Annotated in this window: 11 protein-coding genes; 4 read left to right on the forward strand and 7 right to left on the reverse strand. The window is 34.7% G+C overall.

Going from position 1 to position 18,510, the window contains the following annotated elements; all coding sequences use genetic code 11:
- The first annotated feature begins 122 nt into the window (after positions 1-122).
- The gene (locus BMX53_RS01505) at positions 123-2,858 is read left to right on the forward strand and encodes a M16 family metallopeptidase (protein ID WP_074744298.1); all 2,736 of its coding nucleotides are present in this window, start codon (positions 123-125) and stop codon (positions 2,856-2,858) included.
- Positions 2,859-2,929: 71 nt separating this feature from the next.
- Here the strand turns inward: BMX53_RS01505 and BMX53_RS01510 are convergent, their stop codons facing one another.
- On the reverse strand, positions 2,930-3,745 hold the full coding sequence (locus BMX53_RS01510) for a hypothetical protein (RefSeq protein ID WP_074744300.1): 816 nt from the start codon (positions 3,743-3,745) through the stop codon (positions 2,930-2,932).
- An 86-nt stretch (positions 3,746-3,831) separates the two neighbouring features.
- Complete coding sequence (lepA, locus tag BMX53_RS01515; protein ID WP_038984998.1) at positions 3,832-5,628, reverse strand: translation elongation factor 4; 1,797 nt, start codon at positions 5,626-5,628, stop codon at positions 3,832-3,834.
- Between the two features lie 292 nt (positions 5,629-5,920).
- Here lepA and BMX53_RS01520 point away from each other — a divergent pair, with 292 nt between their 5' ends.
- Positions 5,921-6,802 carry an esterase-like activity of phytase family protein gene (locus tag BMX53_RS01520; RefSeq protein WP_038985000.1) on the forward strand — a complete coding sequence of 294 codons (882 nt, stop codon included), beginning with the start codon at positions 5,921-5,923 and terminating at the stop codon, positions 6,800-6,802.
- Here the strand turns inward: BMX53_RS01520 and BMX53_RS01525 are convergent.
- Positions 6,785-10,528 (reverse strand): BamA/TamA family outer membrane protein, encoded by a 3,744-nt coding sequence (locus BMX53_RS01525; protein ID WP_074744302.1) that lies wholly within the window; start codon positions 10,526-10,528, stop codon positions 6,785-6,787. The two genes, BMX53_RS01520 and BMX53_RS01525, sit on opposite strands and share 18 nt — an antisense overlap.
- Before the next feature lie 27 nt (positions 10,529-10,555).
- Between BMX53_RS01525 and BMX53_RS01530 the strand changes: the two genes are divergently transcribed.
- A complete protein-coding gene (locus BMX53_RS01530) occupies positions 10,556-11,713 on the forward strand; it encodes a Pycsar system effector family protein (RefSeq protein ID WP_038985003.1) in 1,158 nt (385 codons plus the stop codon).
- Here the strand turns inward: BMX53_RS01530 and BMX53_RS01535 are convergent.
- Positions 11,694-14,060 carry a hypothetical protein gene (locus tag BMX53_RS01535; protein ID WP_074744304.1) on the reverse strand — a complete coding sequence of 789 codons (2,367 nt, stop codon included), beginning with the start codon at positions 14,058-14,060 and terminating at the stop codon, positions 11,694-11,696. The genes BMX53_RS01530 and BMX53_RS01535 overlap by 20 nt on opposite strands.
- 154 nt (positions 14,061-14,214) lie before the next feature.
- Between BMX53_RS01535 and dusB the strand changes: the two genes are divergently transcribed.
- On the forward strand, positions 14,215-15,207 hold the full coding sequence (gene dusB, locus BMX53_RS01540; protein ID WP_074744306.1) for a tRNA dihydrouridine synthase DusB: 993 nt from the start codon (positions 14,215-14,217) through the stop codon (positions 15,205-15,207).
- 183 nt (positions 15,208-15,390) lie between these two features.
- Here dusB and BMX53_RS01545 read toward each other — a convergent pair whose 3' ends face one another.
- From BMX53_RS01545 to BMX53_RS01555, 3 genes are all read right to left on the reverse strand, one after another.
- Positions 15,391-15,981: a type 1 glutamine amidotransferase family protein gene (locus BMX53_RS01545; protein WP_074744392.1), complete on the reverse strand. Its 591-nt coding sequence runs from the start codon at positions 15,979-15,981 to the stop codon at positions 15,391-15,393.
- Positions 15,982-16,093: 112 nt separating this feature from the next.
- Positions 16,094-16,927: a mechanosensitive ion channel family protein gene (locus BMX53_RS01550; RefSeq protein WP_038985007.1), complete on the reverse strand. Its 834-nt coding sequence runs from the start codon at positions 16,925-16,927 to the stop codon at positions 16,094-16,096.
- 20 nt (positions 16,928-16,947) lie between these two features.
- Positions 16,948-18,147 carry a C1 family peptidase gene (locus BMX53_RS01555; protein WP_074744308.1) on the reverse strand — a complete coding sequence of 400 codons (1,200 nt, stop codon included), beginning with the start codon at positions 18,145-18,147 and terminating at the stop codon, positions 16,948-16,950.
- Positions 18,148-18,510 lie beyond the last annotated feature (363 nt).

An 18,510-nucleotide genomic window follows, 5' to 3' on the forward strand; every position in this document is an offset into this window, starting at 1 on the left:
CCTTATCGAGTAGCTATTTTTTTATATCACTATTCAAAGACAACTCATGTCATTAATTTTCAGTTGGTTAATTATTAATAAAATATAATTATATTTAACTCATTAACCTTAAAAACTAATTTATGAAAAGAATAGTGTACACACTTTTGTTTGCATTAACAATAAGTGCGGCTAATTACTCTTTTGCTCAACAGAAGTCAAAACCAACCTTCGTTACTACTGTTGAAGACATTAAAGAATACAAGTTATCAAATGGGCTAAAAGTCCTATTACTTCCTGATGCTACTCAGAGTAACCTTATCGTAAACATCGTTTATAACGTTGGTTCTAAACATGAGGGATACGGTGAGAAAGGTATGGCTCACTTACTAGAGCACATGCTATTTAAGAGTACTAAGAACTTAGGAGATATCAAAAAGATGATCTCTGACAAAGGAGGTCGTGCTAATGGTACTACTTGGTATGATCGTACGAACTACTACGAAATATTCGCTGCTTCAGATGAGAACTTAGCTTGGGCATTGCAAATGGAAGCTGACCGTATGGTAAATGCTACTATCTTACAAGAAGACTTATACAAAGAGTTTTCTGTAGTGCGCAATGAATTCGAGATTGGTGAAAACAATCCTACTGGAGTATTAATGGAAAGAACGATTAATACAGCTTATTTATGGCATAACTATGGGCTAAGTACTATCGGATCAAAAGAAGACATAGAACGTGTAAAAACACCTCAGTTAAAACGATTTTATGAGAAATACTATCAGCCTGATAACGCTACTCTAGTAATAGCAGGTAAATTTGATGAAGCGAAGGCTTTAAAGTACATAGAGGACTACTTCTCTGTGATACCTAAACCTACACGTGTATTAGATGAAATCTTCACTGTAGAGCCTGCTCAAGATGGTGAAAAGTATGTAGAGGTAAAACGCGCAGGAGATTCTCAACATATTAATATGCTTTATCACGCTGCTTCATTTGCAGATAAAGACTATGCTGCACTATCAGCTCTAGAATCTATATTAACTAATGACCCTTCAGGATATTTATACAAAGAATTAGTAGAGACTAAGAAGGTATCTAGTATTTGGGCTTTTAACCCTACTGTGAGAGACGCAGGTTTTGTGTTATTCAACTTCGATGTTCCAAATGATAGAAACCTTGATACTACATTGAAAGATGTAAAAGTTGCGCTAGCTAAAATAGGAACTATTAACTATACTCAAGAGGATCTAGATAGAGCTAAAACTAATATTCTTAAAGGTTTAGAGAACATCAAAAACAATACTTTAGGATACACGATTAACCTTACTGAAATAATTGGTGCTGGTGATTATCGTTTAGCTAATTTATACAGAGACAATGTAGAAAACTTAAAGCTAGAAGATATCAATAGAGTAGCTAAGAAGTACTTTAGAGAGAATAATCGTACAGTAGGTATGTTTATTCCTACTAAAGGTGAGGAAAGAGTTAAGGCTGATGAGTTCCAAAATAAAGATATCAAAGCATTAGTAGAAAACTATAAAGGACGCGAAGCTTCTGCTGAGCTTAGACCTTTTGAAGCCTCTATCGCTAATCTTCAAAAGAACTATTCTACTAACAAGCTACAGAATGGATTAAAATACGGAGTAATCGATAAAGATATTAAAGGTGAGAAGGTACAGATCAGTATGACACTGCCTGTAGGTAACCAAAAAGATTTACTGAACAAACAATACATTGGTGAAGTAGCTGCTAACTTGCTTACTGCTGGTACTACTACAATGACTAAACAACAGATAAAAGATAAGTTAGATCAACTGAAGTCTTCTGTAAGTGTTCGTTTTGGTGGACAAAGTTTTTACATTAATATTTCTTCTTATAGAAACAGTATAAACGAGACTATGGCTATCTTAAAAGATGTTCTTACTAATCCTGTATTCCCTGAATCAGAGTTAGAGAAACTAAAATTAGAGACTATTACAGCTTTAGAAGCAGAGCTTAGTGATCCACAATCTATTGCTTTTAATAAGCTATCTCAATTAACCTCTAAAGAAGAGAAAGGTAGTATCTATTACTCTCCATCTACGCAAGAAGATATCGATGGATACAAGAATGTAAAAACAGCTGATATCAAGGCGTTCTATAAAGACTTCTTTGGTGCTAATAATGGTGTAGCTACAGTTATCGGTATGAGTGACAAAGCTGCTACAGATAAGTTATTCGAAAGTACATTCGCTAACTTTACAAGTAAAGCTAAGTACGAAAAAGCTACTCCTAACTATGTGGAGACTAAACAAGACAAACAATTGTTTGAAACTCCAGATAAAGAAAATGCTGTAGCAGTAGGTAAACTTAACTTCAAGATGAATAGATCAAACCCTGACTACGCTGCATTAACATTCGTTAATGAAGTAATGGGTGGAGGATTTATGACTGCTCGTATACCTCAACGTCTACGTGAGAAAGAAGGTATTAGCTATGGTGCAGGTACTTCTCTTAGTGTTCCTACTGATCCTAAAAGAGATGATTCTGCTTGGATGATCTATGCATTCCTAAACCCTACTAAACGTGGAGATGTGGAAAAAGCAATCAATGAAGAGTTCAATAAGTTAGTAACATCTGGTATCACTGAAGAAGAGCTAAAAGCAAACAAATCTTCATGGGTAAGTACTAGACAGACTAATCTAGGGCTAGACGGTTACTTAATGTCTTTATCATCTCAGTTCTTACAATATGACATCCCATTTAGTGAGTATGAGAAATTAAATGCTGAAATAGAGAAGTTAACTGTAAAACAGGTAAATGATGCTGCTAAGAAGTATCTACAACCTTCTAAGTTCACTACTATCTATGCAGGTGATTTTACGAAGAAATAATTAGATTATTTTTTATAAATGCGAAAGCCCATTGACTAGTCAATGGGCTTTCGCTCTTTTATATCAATCTATTAACATGCAAAGTCTACAGAAACTTCTCCAGCTAAATAGATAAAGTGTTTTGCTCCTCGAGATAGATATACTTCTACTGTCTGAACTTCGTAATCTGCTGAAGTATCAAATACAAAGTCTAAGTTACCATCATCATCCAAGTCTCCTACAAATAACAATTTAACGAAAGTATCATTAAACTCTGGTATATCTAATACTAACTGCTCTGCTTCACCATCTACAGACAAGTATAGCTTATAATTCTTAAACTTCTTATACTTTTTAGCTTTACCACTATCATCAGTATAATTATAAGAATCTAGTTCTTTTCCTTCTGCTCTAAGGATATATTGTTTCCCATTGAACAAGTACTCTTGTGGAGTTTCAGGCCATAGTGGTTGTTCTTTTATATTAACGGCTACTTTAGTTCCTTTCTTAATCAATGCATTTGGCCCTAAAAAGAAAATAGGTTCAATAGGTCCTGTCGTGAATATTCCTAACTGTTCACTTTCTGTACACTCATTTACTTCTTCGCTTATAGCATAATCAGCCTTTATCACTTGAAACAAACCTTTCTTTTCTTCAAAAGCAAGCCACTTGTCATTAACCTTATTAAACTGTGCTTGATGCACATCCTTATCGTAATAACGAGGTATAAGAATGTCTAAAAGTATGTTTTCTTCTTTCTCGTAAATTGTTAATACAGGTTTCTCTTCTTCTACCTCCTCTACCACTTCTTCTGTTGGAGTGATAGGTTCTGCAGAAACTTCTTCTTCTTTTTTGTCTTTACATGCTACTAATGCAAGCAATGCAAATACGATTAGCGTTTTTTTCATTAGGTTTTTGTTTTGTTTGTCAGTTTTAATCAAAAAAAAAGACTACCAAAGTTGATAGTCTTTTCATTAAATATTGTGAATAGCTGTTAGTCATTCAACTTTAATACAGCCATAAATGCTTCTTGTGGAATCTCTACGTTACCTACTTGACGCATACGTTTTTTACCTGCTTTTTGTTTTTCAAGTAATTTACGTTTACGAGAAATATCCCCTCCATAACACTTAGCTGTTACGTCTTTACGTAACGCTTTTACAGTTTCACGAGCGATAACTTTCACTCCGATAGCTGCCTGGATAGGAATATCAAACTGTTGACGAGGGATTAATTCTTTCAACTTTTCACACATCTTCTTACCAATGTGGTAAGCATTGTCTGCGTGCATTAATGCTGATAAAGCATCTACTACGTTAGCGTTTAACATTACGTCAACTTTAACTAAGTTAGATGTACGCATTCCGATAGGTGAATAGTCAAAAGATGCATATCCTTTAGATACTGTTTTTAATCTATCATAGAAGTCAAATACAATCTCTGCTAATGGCATATCAAACATTAACTCTACTCTATCTTCTGTTAGGTAAGTTTGGTTTGTGATAACACCACGTTTATCGATACATAGACTCATTACTTGACCTACGAAGTCAGATTTAGTAATAATAGTAGCTTTAATATATGGCTCCTCTACTCTCTCTAATTTAGATGGTTCTGGTAAGTCAGATGGGTTATTTACTACGATAGGCGTATTAGGTTCTTTCTTAGTATAAGCTAAGTACGAAACGTTAGGTACTGTAGTAATAACAGTCATATTAAACTCACGCTCTAAACGCTCTTGGATAATCTCCATGTGTAACATTCCTAAGAATCCACAACGGAAACCAAAACCTAAAGCTGCAGAACTCTCAGCTGCGAATACTAAAGAAGCATCGTTTAACTGAAGTTTCTCCATAGAGTTACGCAGTTCTTCATAATCCTCAGTGTCTACTGGATAAATACCTGCGAATACCATCGGTTTCACGTTCTCAAAACCTTCAATCATGTTCTGAGTAGGTTCTTTAGCATCAGTAAGAGTATCCCCTACTTTAACCTCTTTTGCTTCTTTGATACCAGAGATTAGATAACCTACGTCACCTGTTTTAATCTCTTGTTTAGGCACTTGGTTTAATTTAAGAGTTCCGATCTCATCTGCGAAATACTCTTTACCAGTAGCCATAAACTTAATCTTCTGACCTTTCTTAATAGAACCATTAACCACACGGAAGATAACTTCAATACCACGGAATGGGTTATATACTGAGTCAAAAACTAAAGCTTGTAATGGTTCATCAGGATTACCTTTTGGTGCAGGTACTCTCTCGATAATAGCTGCTAAGATATCTTCTACTCCAAGACCTGTTTTACCAGATGCAGGAATAATCTCTTCGTAATCACATCCTAATAAATCAACGATATCATCACTTACCTCTTCTGGGTTAGCACTTGGTAAGTCAATTTTATTTAAAACTGGAATAATAGTCAAGTCATTCTCTAATGCTAAATATAAGTTAGAGATAGTCTGAGCCTGAATACTCTGAGCTGCATCTACAATCAATAACGCACCTTCACACGCTGCAATAGACCTAGAAACTTCATAAGAAAAGTCTACGTGCCCTGGGGTATCGATTAAGTTAAGTATGTATTGCTCTCCTTTATAAGTATATTCCATTTGGATAGCGTGAGATTTGATAGTAATACCTCTTTCACGTTCTAAGTCCATACTATCCAAAAGCTGAGCTTGTTGCTCACGCGCAGTTACAGTCTGTGTAGCATCTAATAATCTATCTGCTAACGTACTTTTACCGTGGTCAATATGAGCAATAATACAAAAGTTTCTAATGTTCTTCATCTTCGTTAAATCAAAGTTATAATTACGAGTACACGCCCATTAGAAGCATTGAAATGACATTCAATAATCGTGTATCTCTATTGTAAGACTTTTGTTTTCTTCTATTTAAAAGAGACTTAGCCTATATTTTGCAAATATACTTGAAAGTTTCAATTTTTAGGGATTTTTTTATCTATAAGCAAGGGTATTATTCTTTTAAAAGGTATTCTGTATCTATACATTCACAAATCCCTTCAGAATATATGTTTTGTATTGACACATTTAGTAACTTTATGTTTTAAAAATTCAGACTATGAAATCACTTCTAGCAGTATCTCTATTCTCGCTAACTACATTGGTTAGCTGTGGACAGAAAAGCGAAATAACTAAAGATCATATCATACTACCTAATAACTTAAAAGAAGTATCAGGATTATACTATGATACCTCATCTAACTCCTTTTGGACTTTACAAGATAGTGGAAACAAAGGTGAACTATATCAAGTAAAAGCTGATGGTAAAATAGCACATACGTTAAAGATTAAAAATCAAAAGAATATTGATTGGGAAGAGTTAACAGCTGATAGAGAAGGAAACCTATATATCGGAGATTTCGGAAATAATAAAAATACTAGAAAAGACCTGCGTATTCTAAAGATCAATAAAGAAGACTTACAAAAAGACAAGGCAGATGTAGCAGATATCATCTCTTTTGAATATCCTGAACAAAAAGCCTTCCCTCCTAAAGACACTGAATTATTCTATGATGCAGAGGCGTTCATTCTATACAACAACAACTTCTATATCTTCACAAAGAACAGAAGTAAAGGATTTGATGGAACATCTTTAGTATATAAAGTACCAAATAAAGCTGGTCACCACAAAGCTGAGCATGTACAGACATTCAATGGATGTAATGTATATAAACACTGTGCTATAACTGGTGCAGCTATGAGTCCTGATGAGAAGACATTTGTATTGCTTTCTCATTCTAAACTATGGATAATCGAAGGGTTTAATCCTAATGCAATTATGGATGGTAAAATAACTGAACACAAACTTCACCACGTATCTCAAAAAGAATCAGTAACATTTGGTGACAATAATACTGTCTATCTAGCTGATGAAGTAAAAGATAACACAGGTGGTAAAATCTATAAAGTGGATTTGGGTGCTTTAAAACCCAAACCCTAATCCAAATACAAAGCGACCTCCATCTGCACTGCTAAAATAAGAGCAGTGTAGAGTCGCTTGTTCTATTGCATTAACCCACAGACCTGCACCATAAGAGTTATGCCACTTATTAGATGACTCTCCTGGTTGCCATACTCTACCATAGTCAAATCCTCCGTAGAAACCATAGCTCATAGGAATAAATCCAGCAGTAAACTGACCTGCATTAAACCTTAAATCTGTAGTCTGAACATAAGATGTCTTACCTGTAAAACGCTCTGGTCTAAATCCTCTCAGATTAGCATTTCCTCCTATCGTAGCAGCATGGTAAAAGTCATAATTATCATTTAATCTTGTCTGATACGTAAAGTTCGTAGCAAAGACTAATCTCTCTCCTCTATCAATAAAGTGAACAAAGTTTGCTTTTAAATCTAAGTAAGGGAAGTTCTGTTCTGTTTCTTTTAAGTTCATCTTCCATCCTAATTTTGATGTAAAACCAAAACCAACTGTAGGATTTGCGGGATAATTATATTGCTCATAGTGGTATTCTAACTTCAATCCACCGTAGTGCTGAACATCAAATACTCTTACATTAACTGACTCTGGATTATCTGTGATAAAACGCCCTTCTTTGTCCTGTACTTTCAGTGCATTATACTCTACATTAGCTTCAAAGCTTCCTCCTTGTTTTCCTTCATATCTATATCCAGGCGTAACAGAATAACTCTCTACTCTTACACGTTTGTATTCATCACCTTTCTCTTCATCAAAGTAATGCGTCTCATTCCCTAGACCATAATAGTTTACAGCAAAATTAGGACTGGTAGCACGACCACCTATCGTAAACATCCAATTATTCGTAGCATTTGGAAAGAAACCTTTATATTCTCCTTCAAACCCTTTTGTATTGAATGAATAGAACGCATTAACAACGTGCTTAGCTGTATAAGGATCCTGTATAAACTTAGAACGAGTTGAACTGTAATGTAATCCTAGTTTAACACCATCTTCAGGATTATAACCAACATTAGGCAATAACATATTTACATTAAGTGGAACATTCTCATAGTTAAAGTTATTGATATCATACTTGTTACTCAATACTGTTCTCACTTTAGAACTACCTGCCGTTACCTCATTCGTCTTATCTGCATAATCATATACGATGACCTTAGAAGGATTATCAATCAAGAAACTATCCTGATTCTTCCCACCTATTAGTCTTACTTTTATCTTCGCTTTTTCGTCTCCAGTTACTTTAAAAGAGTCCTCATCATTCAGGCCATATAACCAAAGTTCTTTTGTCTCATTTGCTTTATATGTCTTCTCGAAAACTAATACCTCACTATTGTCCTTTTTAATTCGGTATTGTTTTAATAATACATCTCCTCCTGATAATCTCTCTATATTAAACAAGTCCTTCTTATCTGTTCCTGATAAAATAACATACTCGCGTAATTGCTTATAGTATTTAGGTAAGAACTCCCCTATCTTACTTCTTCTCGCTTTGAATATTCTCTTAATATCATCTACTTCTTTTCCTTGTACCTCTTTAGGCAACTTACTGAAGGTTTCGTCTAATGCCTCATCATCTAATTGAGCAACAATATCTCTCGCCTCCGTTAACCAATCTTCTAATGAAGTTCCCTTCAATAAATATTGATCTAGAGGAAAAGCAGTCTTATTAATCCAACGTGGATTAGCAAACTCCTCAGTATAATTCTGCATATGTCTAAGTGGTGGTAACTTTTTTATCAGTGATAATAAAGCTCCATCAATCTTAGCAAAAGCTTGGTCTCTATCTCTTGGTACAGGTCTATAAATAACCTTATCTCCTTCTATAAACTCTGACCATCTCCACTGATCACCATGTCTGTCCCAGTCTCCAATAAGCATATCGAAAATACGTGCTCTCATAAACGCTTTCTGATCTACCTCATACTTCTCATCTTTACGCAGTTTAGCAATAAGATCAGTAGTACTCACTATCTCCTTTGCATTACCAAAGCTTACTTCATCCTCATACCCAGCAGATGGACGCTCTTCTATCATATATAGTTCATCACCATACTTATCATTAAAGCGTCCTAAAGCAATCTGCTTAGGAACATAGAACAACTCTGGATTAGTGTGATACAATCCTATTCTATCAGATAATCCACCTATTATGAATGGAGTATAGGGATGCGAAGTAGTATAAAAGTCATAGATAAAACGTTCTGCCCAAGTATTCTCAAAAGAGTTCATTACATACTGATCCTTAAACACAGCAGTCTGCACAAAGCGATTAACACTCTTTCTCACACCGCGCATTACATATTCTTTTCCATCTTTATCGACCATCCTTAAAGACATCGACTGATTACCTCCACCCGAAATAGTAGGTGTAAGTCCTCCTTTTAATGTAGTCAAGTCTGCCACAGAAGCAGTGATAGGTGTACCATATACATCTCTATAATGTTGTCCCCATAAGAACTTATACCAACCTGTCTTCTCTGTCCACTCTTTAGGATATACACTCGCTTCTACCTCAGCGGTATTCACTTTGTTCTCTACTGCTACAGCATTGTCTTGATTGGCAAAAGAATTTAATATAGTATTAGAATACAACTTATCGTATTTCTCTCCATCATATCCATAGAATGACAATTTCACACTCTTATCCTTCATCACCTCTACCGTAGTATATCCATACTGTCCAGCAGAAAAGTCGCCTTTCACTATAGCCCTGGCAGGACTAAGATTACTCATCGCTCCACTAATCACCTGCTTAACACCTTCTCTCTCTACATACTGCATATTGTGCTCGTGAGCAGATACGATAATTACATTGTTATACATCTGAGCAGTAGTGCGAATACGCTTATTCAGTTCATTATATTTTTTACTCTGTAAATCTTGATTATTAAAGCCTGACATAGAACGAGTATAGTTGTAAATACTTCCTACAACAGGCAAAGGAACACTCCCTCCAAAAGGAAATAAGTGATCATTTACAGAGAACTTTCCTCCGTGATTACCATTGCTATACACAGGATGATGCATAGCTAATAATACCACCTTATTCTGATTTTTATTAATCTCTCCTCTTACTTCTTCGAAGAAATCTTCTCTTGTTTTAATATCACAATCTTCATTAATGTTAGAGTGATCATCCCAATTCTCTAAATACCACTGACTATCAATAACTAATAAAACAGTCTCTTCATTTATCTTTAATCGCTCTAATCCACATACTTTACGAGGCAACAATATTTTCTTATCACCTGTCTTTTCTACCAAGAGTTTTTCTAATCGTTTAACTCCCTCGTAACCTCCATCCCAATCAGACTCACCATTAATAAAAACAGTATTACCCTTATTGTTTTTGACCAATTGAAGTTGTCTCTCTAAAGCCTCTTCTTCCTTCACACGCTTTTTAGAAGTCTCTTTAGACACTCCTTTCTTTGTATTATCCCCTAAGAACACAAGCGTTGATTCCTTTGTGCTTGCCTGTTTTATAATATTGTCAAAAGCTTTAAAGTGAGCTTTCTCTTCCTTGTTATTTGCCTGACTTACATTACCTATCAGATAATAAGTATGAGCTACTGAACTATTCTCATTATGTACAACTTCTACCTTTTCACCTTTTCCAATTTTATACTGAGGTTCTAATGTTGCACATGAAAACAACACTCCAACAGTACTAATCGATAGTATAACAGGGATTTTCGAAAGCTTTAACGGTATGTCAGAAAATAATTTCATATTTTAGGGGTTATAAATGTTATGAACATGACTATTCTACAAAAGATTGAAGAGCATATCTTTCAGATACACAAAGATACACTATCACATCAATATACGTACCACAATTTTAACCATACTCTACGTGTAGTTAATGGTTTAGAAGAAATTTTAACACATGAGACAGTTACTTCACATGAAGCTGACTTATTGCGTTATGCTGCATGGTTTCACGATGTAGGTTACATCAACTCTTGGGAAGGTCATGAAGAAAGAGGTGCACAGATTGCACAAACTTACCTTTTAGAGAATGGTGTAGCTCATGATGACGTCTTAACTGTAATGCAACTAATCAGGGCTACCAAGCTAGACTATACACCTGAGAATGACCTAGAATGCATTATTAAGGATGCTGACTTTGCACACTTCTCAGACGACAACTATGTAGCGACGAGTAACCTTCTTAAAAAAGAAATCGAACAACTGTGTTGTAAAACATTTACTAAATTGGAGTGGTTAGAACAGAATAGAGATGTGATGTTATACAGACATCGCTACTACACAGCCTACACACAACAACACTGGCAACCTAACAAACAAAAGAATCTACTAGACGTACTGTCTAACATAGACAAAATAAAGTCTAACAAGAAGAAAAAAGAAAAGGTAGAATCTAATAGAACTATCGATACGCTATTCAGAACAACTCTTAGAAATCACACATCATTAAGTGCTATAGCAGATAGGAAAGCGAATATTCTATTATCTGTTAATGCTATTATTATTTCTATCTGTCTATCTACACTTATACCTAAGTTAGACAGTCCAGGTAATGCTCACTTGATTATACCGACATTTGTACTACTAATCTTTAGTGTAGCCACCATTATCTTTGCGATACAGTCAACACGTCCTAAGCTAACTTCTGGTCAGTTTACTAAAGCTCAAGTAGAGAAAAGAGAAGTGAATCTATTATTCTTTGGAACATTCCATCAAATGCCTTTTGAAGAATATGAAGAAGCTTTAAAAGAAATCATGAAGGATAAAGATTATCTACATCATGCCTTAACAAAGGATCTTTATAGCTTAGGTATTGTCCTAAACAAGAAGTATAAGTTCTTGCGTATTACTTATGCGATCTTCACTCTAGGAATATTGTTATCTGTAATCACGTTTACACTAGCATTTAGAGGTATTGGCTTTTAAGATATCTATGCATTAACGTATCGTAATCAAGGTCTTCTACATCGTAGTCAAGGTTAACACCTATACGTATCCCTATTAGACCTGATACGCTCTGCATATCTTCTATCAAAAACTGCTCTAGATGGCTGTCTAGTAAACCTATCTTTTGTCCAAACTCTATATAACCTAGATACTCCTCTAGATGATAATTAGACGCAAATGCTATTGTAATCTTCTTAGGTTGTACAATGCGCTCAGTAGATCCTTTAATACACGCCTTATCTAGACGCTTTTTAATAATCTCATAACGAGTATTATAAGAACCATCTATATCAAATCGTTTCTCATCCATTCTAAACTGAATACCTAGAGAGGAGTCATATACTAAAATTAATACAGTAACGTCCATCGTCAAAGCATCCTGTATATTATTGCGATAATGTACACACATCAGTTCACTCATCACTTGTAATTGCCACAAGCGAAGATTATGTAAATAAGTAAAGTCAAAGGACATTGTCGGACAGATAGAACTACCTATATACAGATTATGCTCTACTCCATCCGTCTTAAATCGCTCATAATAATGTGGAAACACCTTCTGAGCAGCCTCTTGGCGATAATCTAACAAGTCAGAGAAGCTCTTATTCATCTTCCCTACTTGTGTATCATATATTTTTCTATATCTATAATAGATACCTAATTGTCTATCTATATAAGTAAAGTATTCTTCTAAGGAGTTTTTACAGAACAAGTGTTCTTCTTTGTTTAAATAAGTATGTATCTCATTTGTTACATACGTTTGAATTCTTTGCTCTAATCCACTTATAAAGTTCGCTTCTAACTGTCGTAAATAAGCCTCTAGTTTCAGAATATGTCTTTCTAATATCAAAGCATTTCCTGCTAAAGCACAATTATTAAATATAGCAATAAGCTTCTGCAACTGCTCTCTAAGATCACTTAGAATAGCCTCATTACGCAACGCTCCTGATCCTTTAATATCTATCTCACCATACAACGGATACACATTCTTAAACGAAATAGGATTGATAAAAGAATCTTTATCTACCACACTCTCGATATAATTACGTCTAGCCTCCTCTATAAACTTCCAATAGACACTAGGATGTATAGTCGTAAACTCACGTTGTATGATAGCCTCTACATAATTTTGCATATCCGACTTCACTCGCTCAAATGTTTCAGATATAATAGGCATCAATGCATTAAGTTTCTGAGCATTTACGCTATTTAGCACACGCTTTTCAGTCGATATAATCTCTAAAACTCCCTCTACACCACTAGAGATAACAACAGGGCTAAACAGACAACTCTTAACTCCCTTAGCTTGTAAGTTAAGACACATCTGCGCATCTTCATCATTTAATACAGCTAGGTCGACATCAGATATACTATAATATCCATGTTCGTTTACTATCGTATTATATGCCTTCTTTGACAACACAATAGTTCCTTCTTCTTCATCTAATAAGAAACTAGACATAGCCATCATTTCATTAGTCTCCTTTTGTACAATAATATCAGGTACTAAAGGAGTAAACCCAATCTGTAGGTTAGGCACTTTAAAGATCGAGCTAAATAAAGGTTCGATAATATCTCCGATAGGCACACACTGAAGCTCTGACTTTAAGAAATTCTCTTTAAGTAATGATAGAGCATTCTCTATAGTTACATCTACTAAATTAATAATACCAAAACCATTCAGTTGCCAACTGTGCTGAGGAAACTTCTCTACCCACAATTCAAAATTGTCGAAATTGTCTTCTAACAATTCAATGTCTTCCTTAGATAACATCACAGCATTCTCTTTAGGAACTACCTCCACAAAGTCTGCATTATAAAGAACGCGATAGTGATGTATAATTCCTCTCTCATCAGGTAAGTCAATAAATAAAGGTCTAGTTAAGTCAAAAGAAGCTTTAAAGTAGTGATTCATAATAATACAACAACAAGCTATATAGTACTGATGTTGATTAAAATCTCGAATCTCTATATTATAATTACCCCCACTCTCCTCTATTATTTTTTTAAACCTTCTACTGTGATTAAACATCAGATTCTGAAAAGGCATACCTACAGCTTTAATTTCATTATCTGTCAGAGCTATCGGAAAGAGTATTTCTAATAATTCATTAATTAATACAGCGTTATCATGTAGTATCTTTGGTTCTACTATAGGTTCTAACAGACTAGGTACTTGACTAACTCGATCCAATAGATCTTTAAAATAAGTTTTCTTCATCTCATTTTTCTCTGGATCATCTATAAACAGATGCATCGCATTAATCAATCGATGAAATGAAAATTTGATTTCAAAAGGAGTAAAATCGAAAGTAGCTAATCTCATAATAGTGGTGTGATTTAGAATATAAAGATACGAAATAACTAAATGTGTACCTCTTGCTTAACCTTCACTTATACCATTTATAGATAACATTAACTAAACTAAAAATCTAAAATCCAAAAAAATTGTACTTTTGCAACAAATTTCTTGAACGAATATGATTAAAATAGGCAATATAGAACTTCCTGATCATCCATTACTTTTAGCTCCAATGGAAGACGTGAGTGACCCACCTTTTCGCCGTCTGTGCAAAAAACATGGGGCTGACTTAATGTACTCTGAGTTCATCTCTTCTGAGGGATTAATCAGAGATGCGATGAAAAGTAAGATGAAACTAGACATCTTTGACTATGAACGCCCTGTGGGTATTCAGATATTCGGAGGTGACGAAGAGGCTATGGCACAGTCAGCTAGAATCGTAGAGACTGTACAGCCAGACTTAGTAGATATTAACTTCGGTTGTCCTGTTAAGAAAGTAGTTTCTAAAGGTGCAGGTGCAGGTGTATTAAAAGATATTGACTTAATGATACGTCTAACTAAAGCTGTAGTTAACAGTACACACCTACCTGTGACTGTAAAGACACGTCTAGGATGGGATGAAGATTCTATCAACATAGACGAAGTAGCAGAGAGACTACAGGATGTAGGTGTACAGGCACTAACCATACACGCACGTACTAGAGCACAGATGTATAAAGGCCACTCAGACTGGACACATATAGAGCGCATTAAGAACAATCCACGTATTCAAATCCCTATCTTTGGTAATGGAGATATAGACAGTCCTCAAAAGGCATTAGAGTACAAAGAGACTTTTGGGTTAGACGGTATGATGATTGGACGTGCAGCTATCGGTTATCCTTGGATATTCGATGAGATTAAGCACTTCTTTAATACTGGAGAAATATTACCTCCTCCGACTATTAAAGATAGATTAGATGCAGCTAAGAATCACCTTATCTGGTCTATGGAGTGGAAAGGAGAGCGATTAGGTATCGTAGAGATGAGACGTCACTATACAAACTACTTTAAAGGAATTCATGGTTTCAAACCACACCGTTTACAGTTAGTTACTACAGATGATCCTATCGAGCTATTAGCTCTATTTGATAAGATAGCTGATGAGTATAAAGACTACGTAATAGAATAGAAATATCTATCTCACATCATAAAAAAAAATCCACCTTACAGGTGGATTTTCTTTTTCTAACACTTTTTTGAATAAATTCTCAGACATAAGCCTCTAACAACAACTTATGCTGTACTAACTAAATCAAAGTTCTAACTAAGCTAGAGCAGCGATTTACTTATAAACGTTCTTTTTACAACAATATTATTGAGTTGTAGGAAAAATTCCATATTTAAACAATTGATACCATCTCTCTACATACTCAGAGTTAAACTCTAATTCCTTCATAATCTCTTTAGTGAACTCTAATGGTGCTATTCCTGATGCTGTTATAATATTAACATCAGACACTGCAAGTTCATTACTATAGTTAACTTCTCCTCCATACGTAGAAACCAATCCTTTCAGATAAAACAAAGCATTACTAGTATGTTTGACCTGATCTAGCATTCCTCTATGTGCTAGATATACCGTAGCTCCACATATAGCCGCTATAGGTAATTTATGAGTATATGCTCCATAGACTACTCTATCCAGATTGCTAAAGTCATTCTGATTCTCCTCCCACATCTGTCCTCCAGGAATGACAAATAACCTAATATTATCTATCTCTAAATCTTCTAAACTGATATCTACACTCACCTTTAAGCCTCCCTTAGACACTACATCAGTTCCTGTATCCGAGACAGTTAATATCTTATATCTACTATCCTCTCTTAACTCAGGCATCAGATATCCTAGTTCCCAATCTGAATATCCATCAAATAAATAAACATAAATATGATTTGCTTTCATCTTATTCTTTTTATCAAATATATAGCAATTTTGTATCAACATAAATAAAACAACAGCTACAAATTATAGCAAAAAAAACTCCTTTCAAATTGAAAGGAGTTAAAGTAATTTATTAATCTCTTATATGTTTATCTGAGATAACATGTACATCTCTTTGCGGAAATGGAATCTCAATATTAGCTTCATCCAAGGCATTCTTAACGATCTGCTGTATCACAAATACAGAATCCCAATAATTAGCTCTATCCATCCATACACGTACATTTAGATTAACAGAACTATCTGCTAAACTATTTACAAATATTATAGGTTTAGGATCTTGTTTTACTAAATCAAACTTAGCTAACGCTGCTAAGATCACGTCCTGTGCAGTCTTAATATTAGCATCATACGAAATCCCTACAACGAAATCATATCTACGCGAAGTGATATCTGTATAATTTGTAATAACAGAGTTCGCTAATGGTCCATTAGGACAATAGATCTTTAACCCAGTAGCTCCTGTTATTGTTGTATATAGTAAATCAATCTTTTCTACTGTTCCTTCTACACCACTAGTATTAGAGATATACTCACCTACCTTAAACGGTTTAAACAATAAGATCAATACTCCTCCTGCGAAGTTAGATAAACTCCCCTGAAGTGCTAAACCAATCGCTAAACCTGCAGATGCAAACATCGCTAAGAAAGACGATGTCTGTATTCCCATAGTTGACGCAGCAGTCAATAATAATAAGATATACAATATCGCTTGAATAATACTCAATAAGAATCCCATAAGAGACTTCTCCATTTCACGTTTTTCGAAGCGATGACGCAACCCTCTTAAAAAGGCTTTAACTATAAAACCTCCGATAATTAATATCAGAACCCCTACACCTATCTTAGGTAGGGCTCCCATAATATTACTTATCATATTCTCTAAACCTCCAGCAAATTTTTCCATAGCAATTATTTATTTTCTTTTTACATTTTTAATTTCTTAGCAATACCTTTTGGTAAACCATCTTTGTGTACCATGATATCAGTAGTTTTATACTTCACGTATTCTTTACTCATATACATATACCCTTTATAGTCATTCGTAGTTCCCCAAGAGTTTTTGATGATATAGTACTCACGACCTTTTTGATCTTTAGAGATACCTACGATATGCATACCATGGTCATCAGTAGTAGTATAATTATCAAAAGCTTCTTGACGCATCTCAGGAGTTACCTTACGCTCAGGTTTTGGCCCATTGAACATTTCATCTTTCTCTTCAGAAGACATATCTTCCCAATCTTTCTCCGGTACAAATGCTACACCATTTTTCCAGCTAAAGTATTTCTCACTTACATCACCTGCCCATGCAACAGTAAATCCATTATTAACAGCATTGTCAATAATCTCTGTTAATTCATTCATCTGTACATTGTACACTTGATCAAAAGCCCAGTTGTCTGGTACTAATAGAACAAACTTCTCATACATTGGGTAGTTTAAGTCAGAACCGATCTCTAGATACTCATCTGCATTAATCCCTACTACCTCTTTAGCAAAACTCTGAGGAGTATACTTCTTTCCTTCCCAAGTGAACTCTTTAGGAGCTTCTCCTAAATAAGCATCAATCGCAGCTGTATAAGCTTTTTCCCAGTTAGGAGTCAATTTTTTGTTAGGATTAGATACTACTGCTTTCAAGATTCCTTCTTGGATAGCAGCCATCTCTGCAAATTTATTATTAGCAGTACCATAGTTCAAACCTGAATAAACAGATTGAGGCACAGCACCGTATTTTTTATACATATTCATTACATCGTGAAATGCTCCTCCGTCACCTAAAGTAACAGCTCCATGCATCTTCACATACATTTTACCTTTCTCGATGTAAGCATTACGTGCAGAAAATATTTGAGAGATTTCTACAGGACGTTTTCCCATTCTCATCATCTCAGACTCTATAAATGAGTTAGCTGAGTATGACCAACATGTTCCTGATGAACCTTGATTTTTAATAGAAGTATTCTCGATGTTAACTACATCTGTGAATGTAAATAACTCTTTACTCTTAGCACTAGCATTAAGCTTTAATGAGTTAACTAAATTATCCTGAGCAAACGTAGTTACAGAATATCCGGCTGATAGCATTAAGGCTAAAACCCATGCTTTTAATTGGTTTTTATACATAATTGTTAGATTGTTAGAATCGTAAAGATAAAAAAAGTGATTTAAACAGTCCCTTATTCATATATTAAAATTAGTTTTACTAACTTCACTCCTCTTCGAAACACTAGTTACTCCCTCTTTAAACTACTTAATAAGTGGTGATTGCCGTAGTGTTTTCTTTTGTCATCAATACACTATTAAATACTAGTATTTTTATAATTATACCAACACAAGAGCATTCTTATACTGATTTTGATAGGTATGAGTCCATACTGACTCCATAGTGTGTGCATAGTGACTCCATTAAAACAACAGGTTTTAATGGAGTCACAATGCTGGTACACTACTCATACTATTCTCACATAACAATCTTATCCCAAATTA

Source organism: Myroides marinus (genome assembly GCF_900109075.1).
Taxonomy (GTDB): domain Bacteria; phylum Bacteroidota; class Bacteroidia; order Flavobacteriales; family Flavobacteriaceae; genus Flavobacterium; species Flavobacterium marinum_A.

Excerpts from the sequence above, each read along its gene's own strand:
- BMX53_RS01550 (WP_038985007.1), bottom strand. The coding sequence starts at position 16,927 with ATGGAAAAATTTGCTGGAGGTTTAGAGAATATGATAAGTAATATTATG.
- BMX53_RS01510 (WP_074744300.1), bottom strand. The coding sequence starts at position 3,745 with ATGAAAAAAACGCTAATCGTATTTGCATTGCTTGCATTAGTAGCATGT.
- BMX53_RS01535 (WP_074744304.1), bottom strand. The coding sequence starts at position 14,060 with ATGAGATTAGCTACTTTCGATTTTACTCCTTTTGAAATCAAATTTTCA.
- BMX53_RS01555 (WP_074744308.1), bottom strand. The coding sequence starts at position 18,147 with ATGTATAAAAACCAATTAAAAGCATGGGTTTTAGCCTTAATGCTATCA.
- BMX53_RS01545 (WP_074744392.1), bottom strand. The coding sequence starts at position 15,981 with ATGAAAGCAAATCATATTTATGTTTATTTATTTGATGGATATTCAGAT.
- dusB (WP_074744306.1), top strand. The coding sequence starts at position 14,215 with ATGATTAAAATAGGCAATATAGAACTTCCTGATCATCCATTACTTTTA.
- BMX53_RS01525 (WP_074744302.1), bottom strand. The coding sequence starts at position 10,528 with ATGAAATTATTTTCTGACATACCGTTAAAGCTTTCGAAAATCCCTGTT.
- BMX53_RS01505 (WP_074744298.1), top strand. The coding sequence starts at position 123 with ATGAAAAGAATAGTGTACACACTTTTGTTTGCATTAACAATAAGTGCG.
- BMX53_RS01530 (WP_038985003.1), top strand. The coding sequence starts at position 10,556 with ATGACTATTCTACAAAAGATTGAAGAGCATATCTTTCAGATACACAAA.
- lepA (WP_038984998.1), bottom strand. The coding sequence starts at position 5,628 with ATGAAGAACATTAGAAACTTTTGTATTATTGCTCATATTGACCACGGT.
- BMX53_RS01520 (WP_038985000.1), top strand. The coding sequence starts at position 5,921 with ATGAAATCACTTCTAGCAGTATCTCTATTCTCGCTAACTACATTGGTT.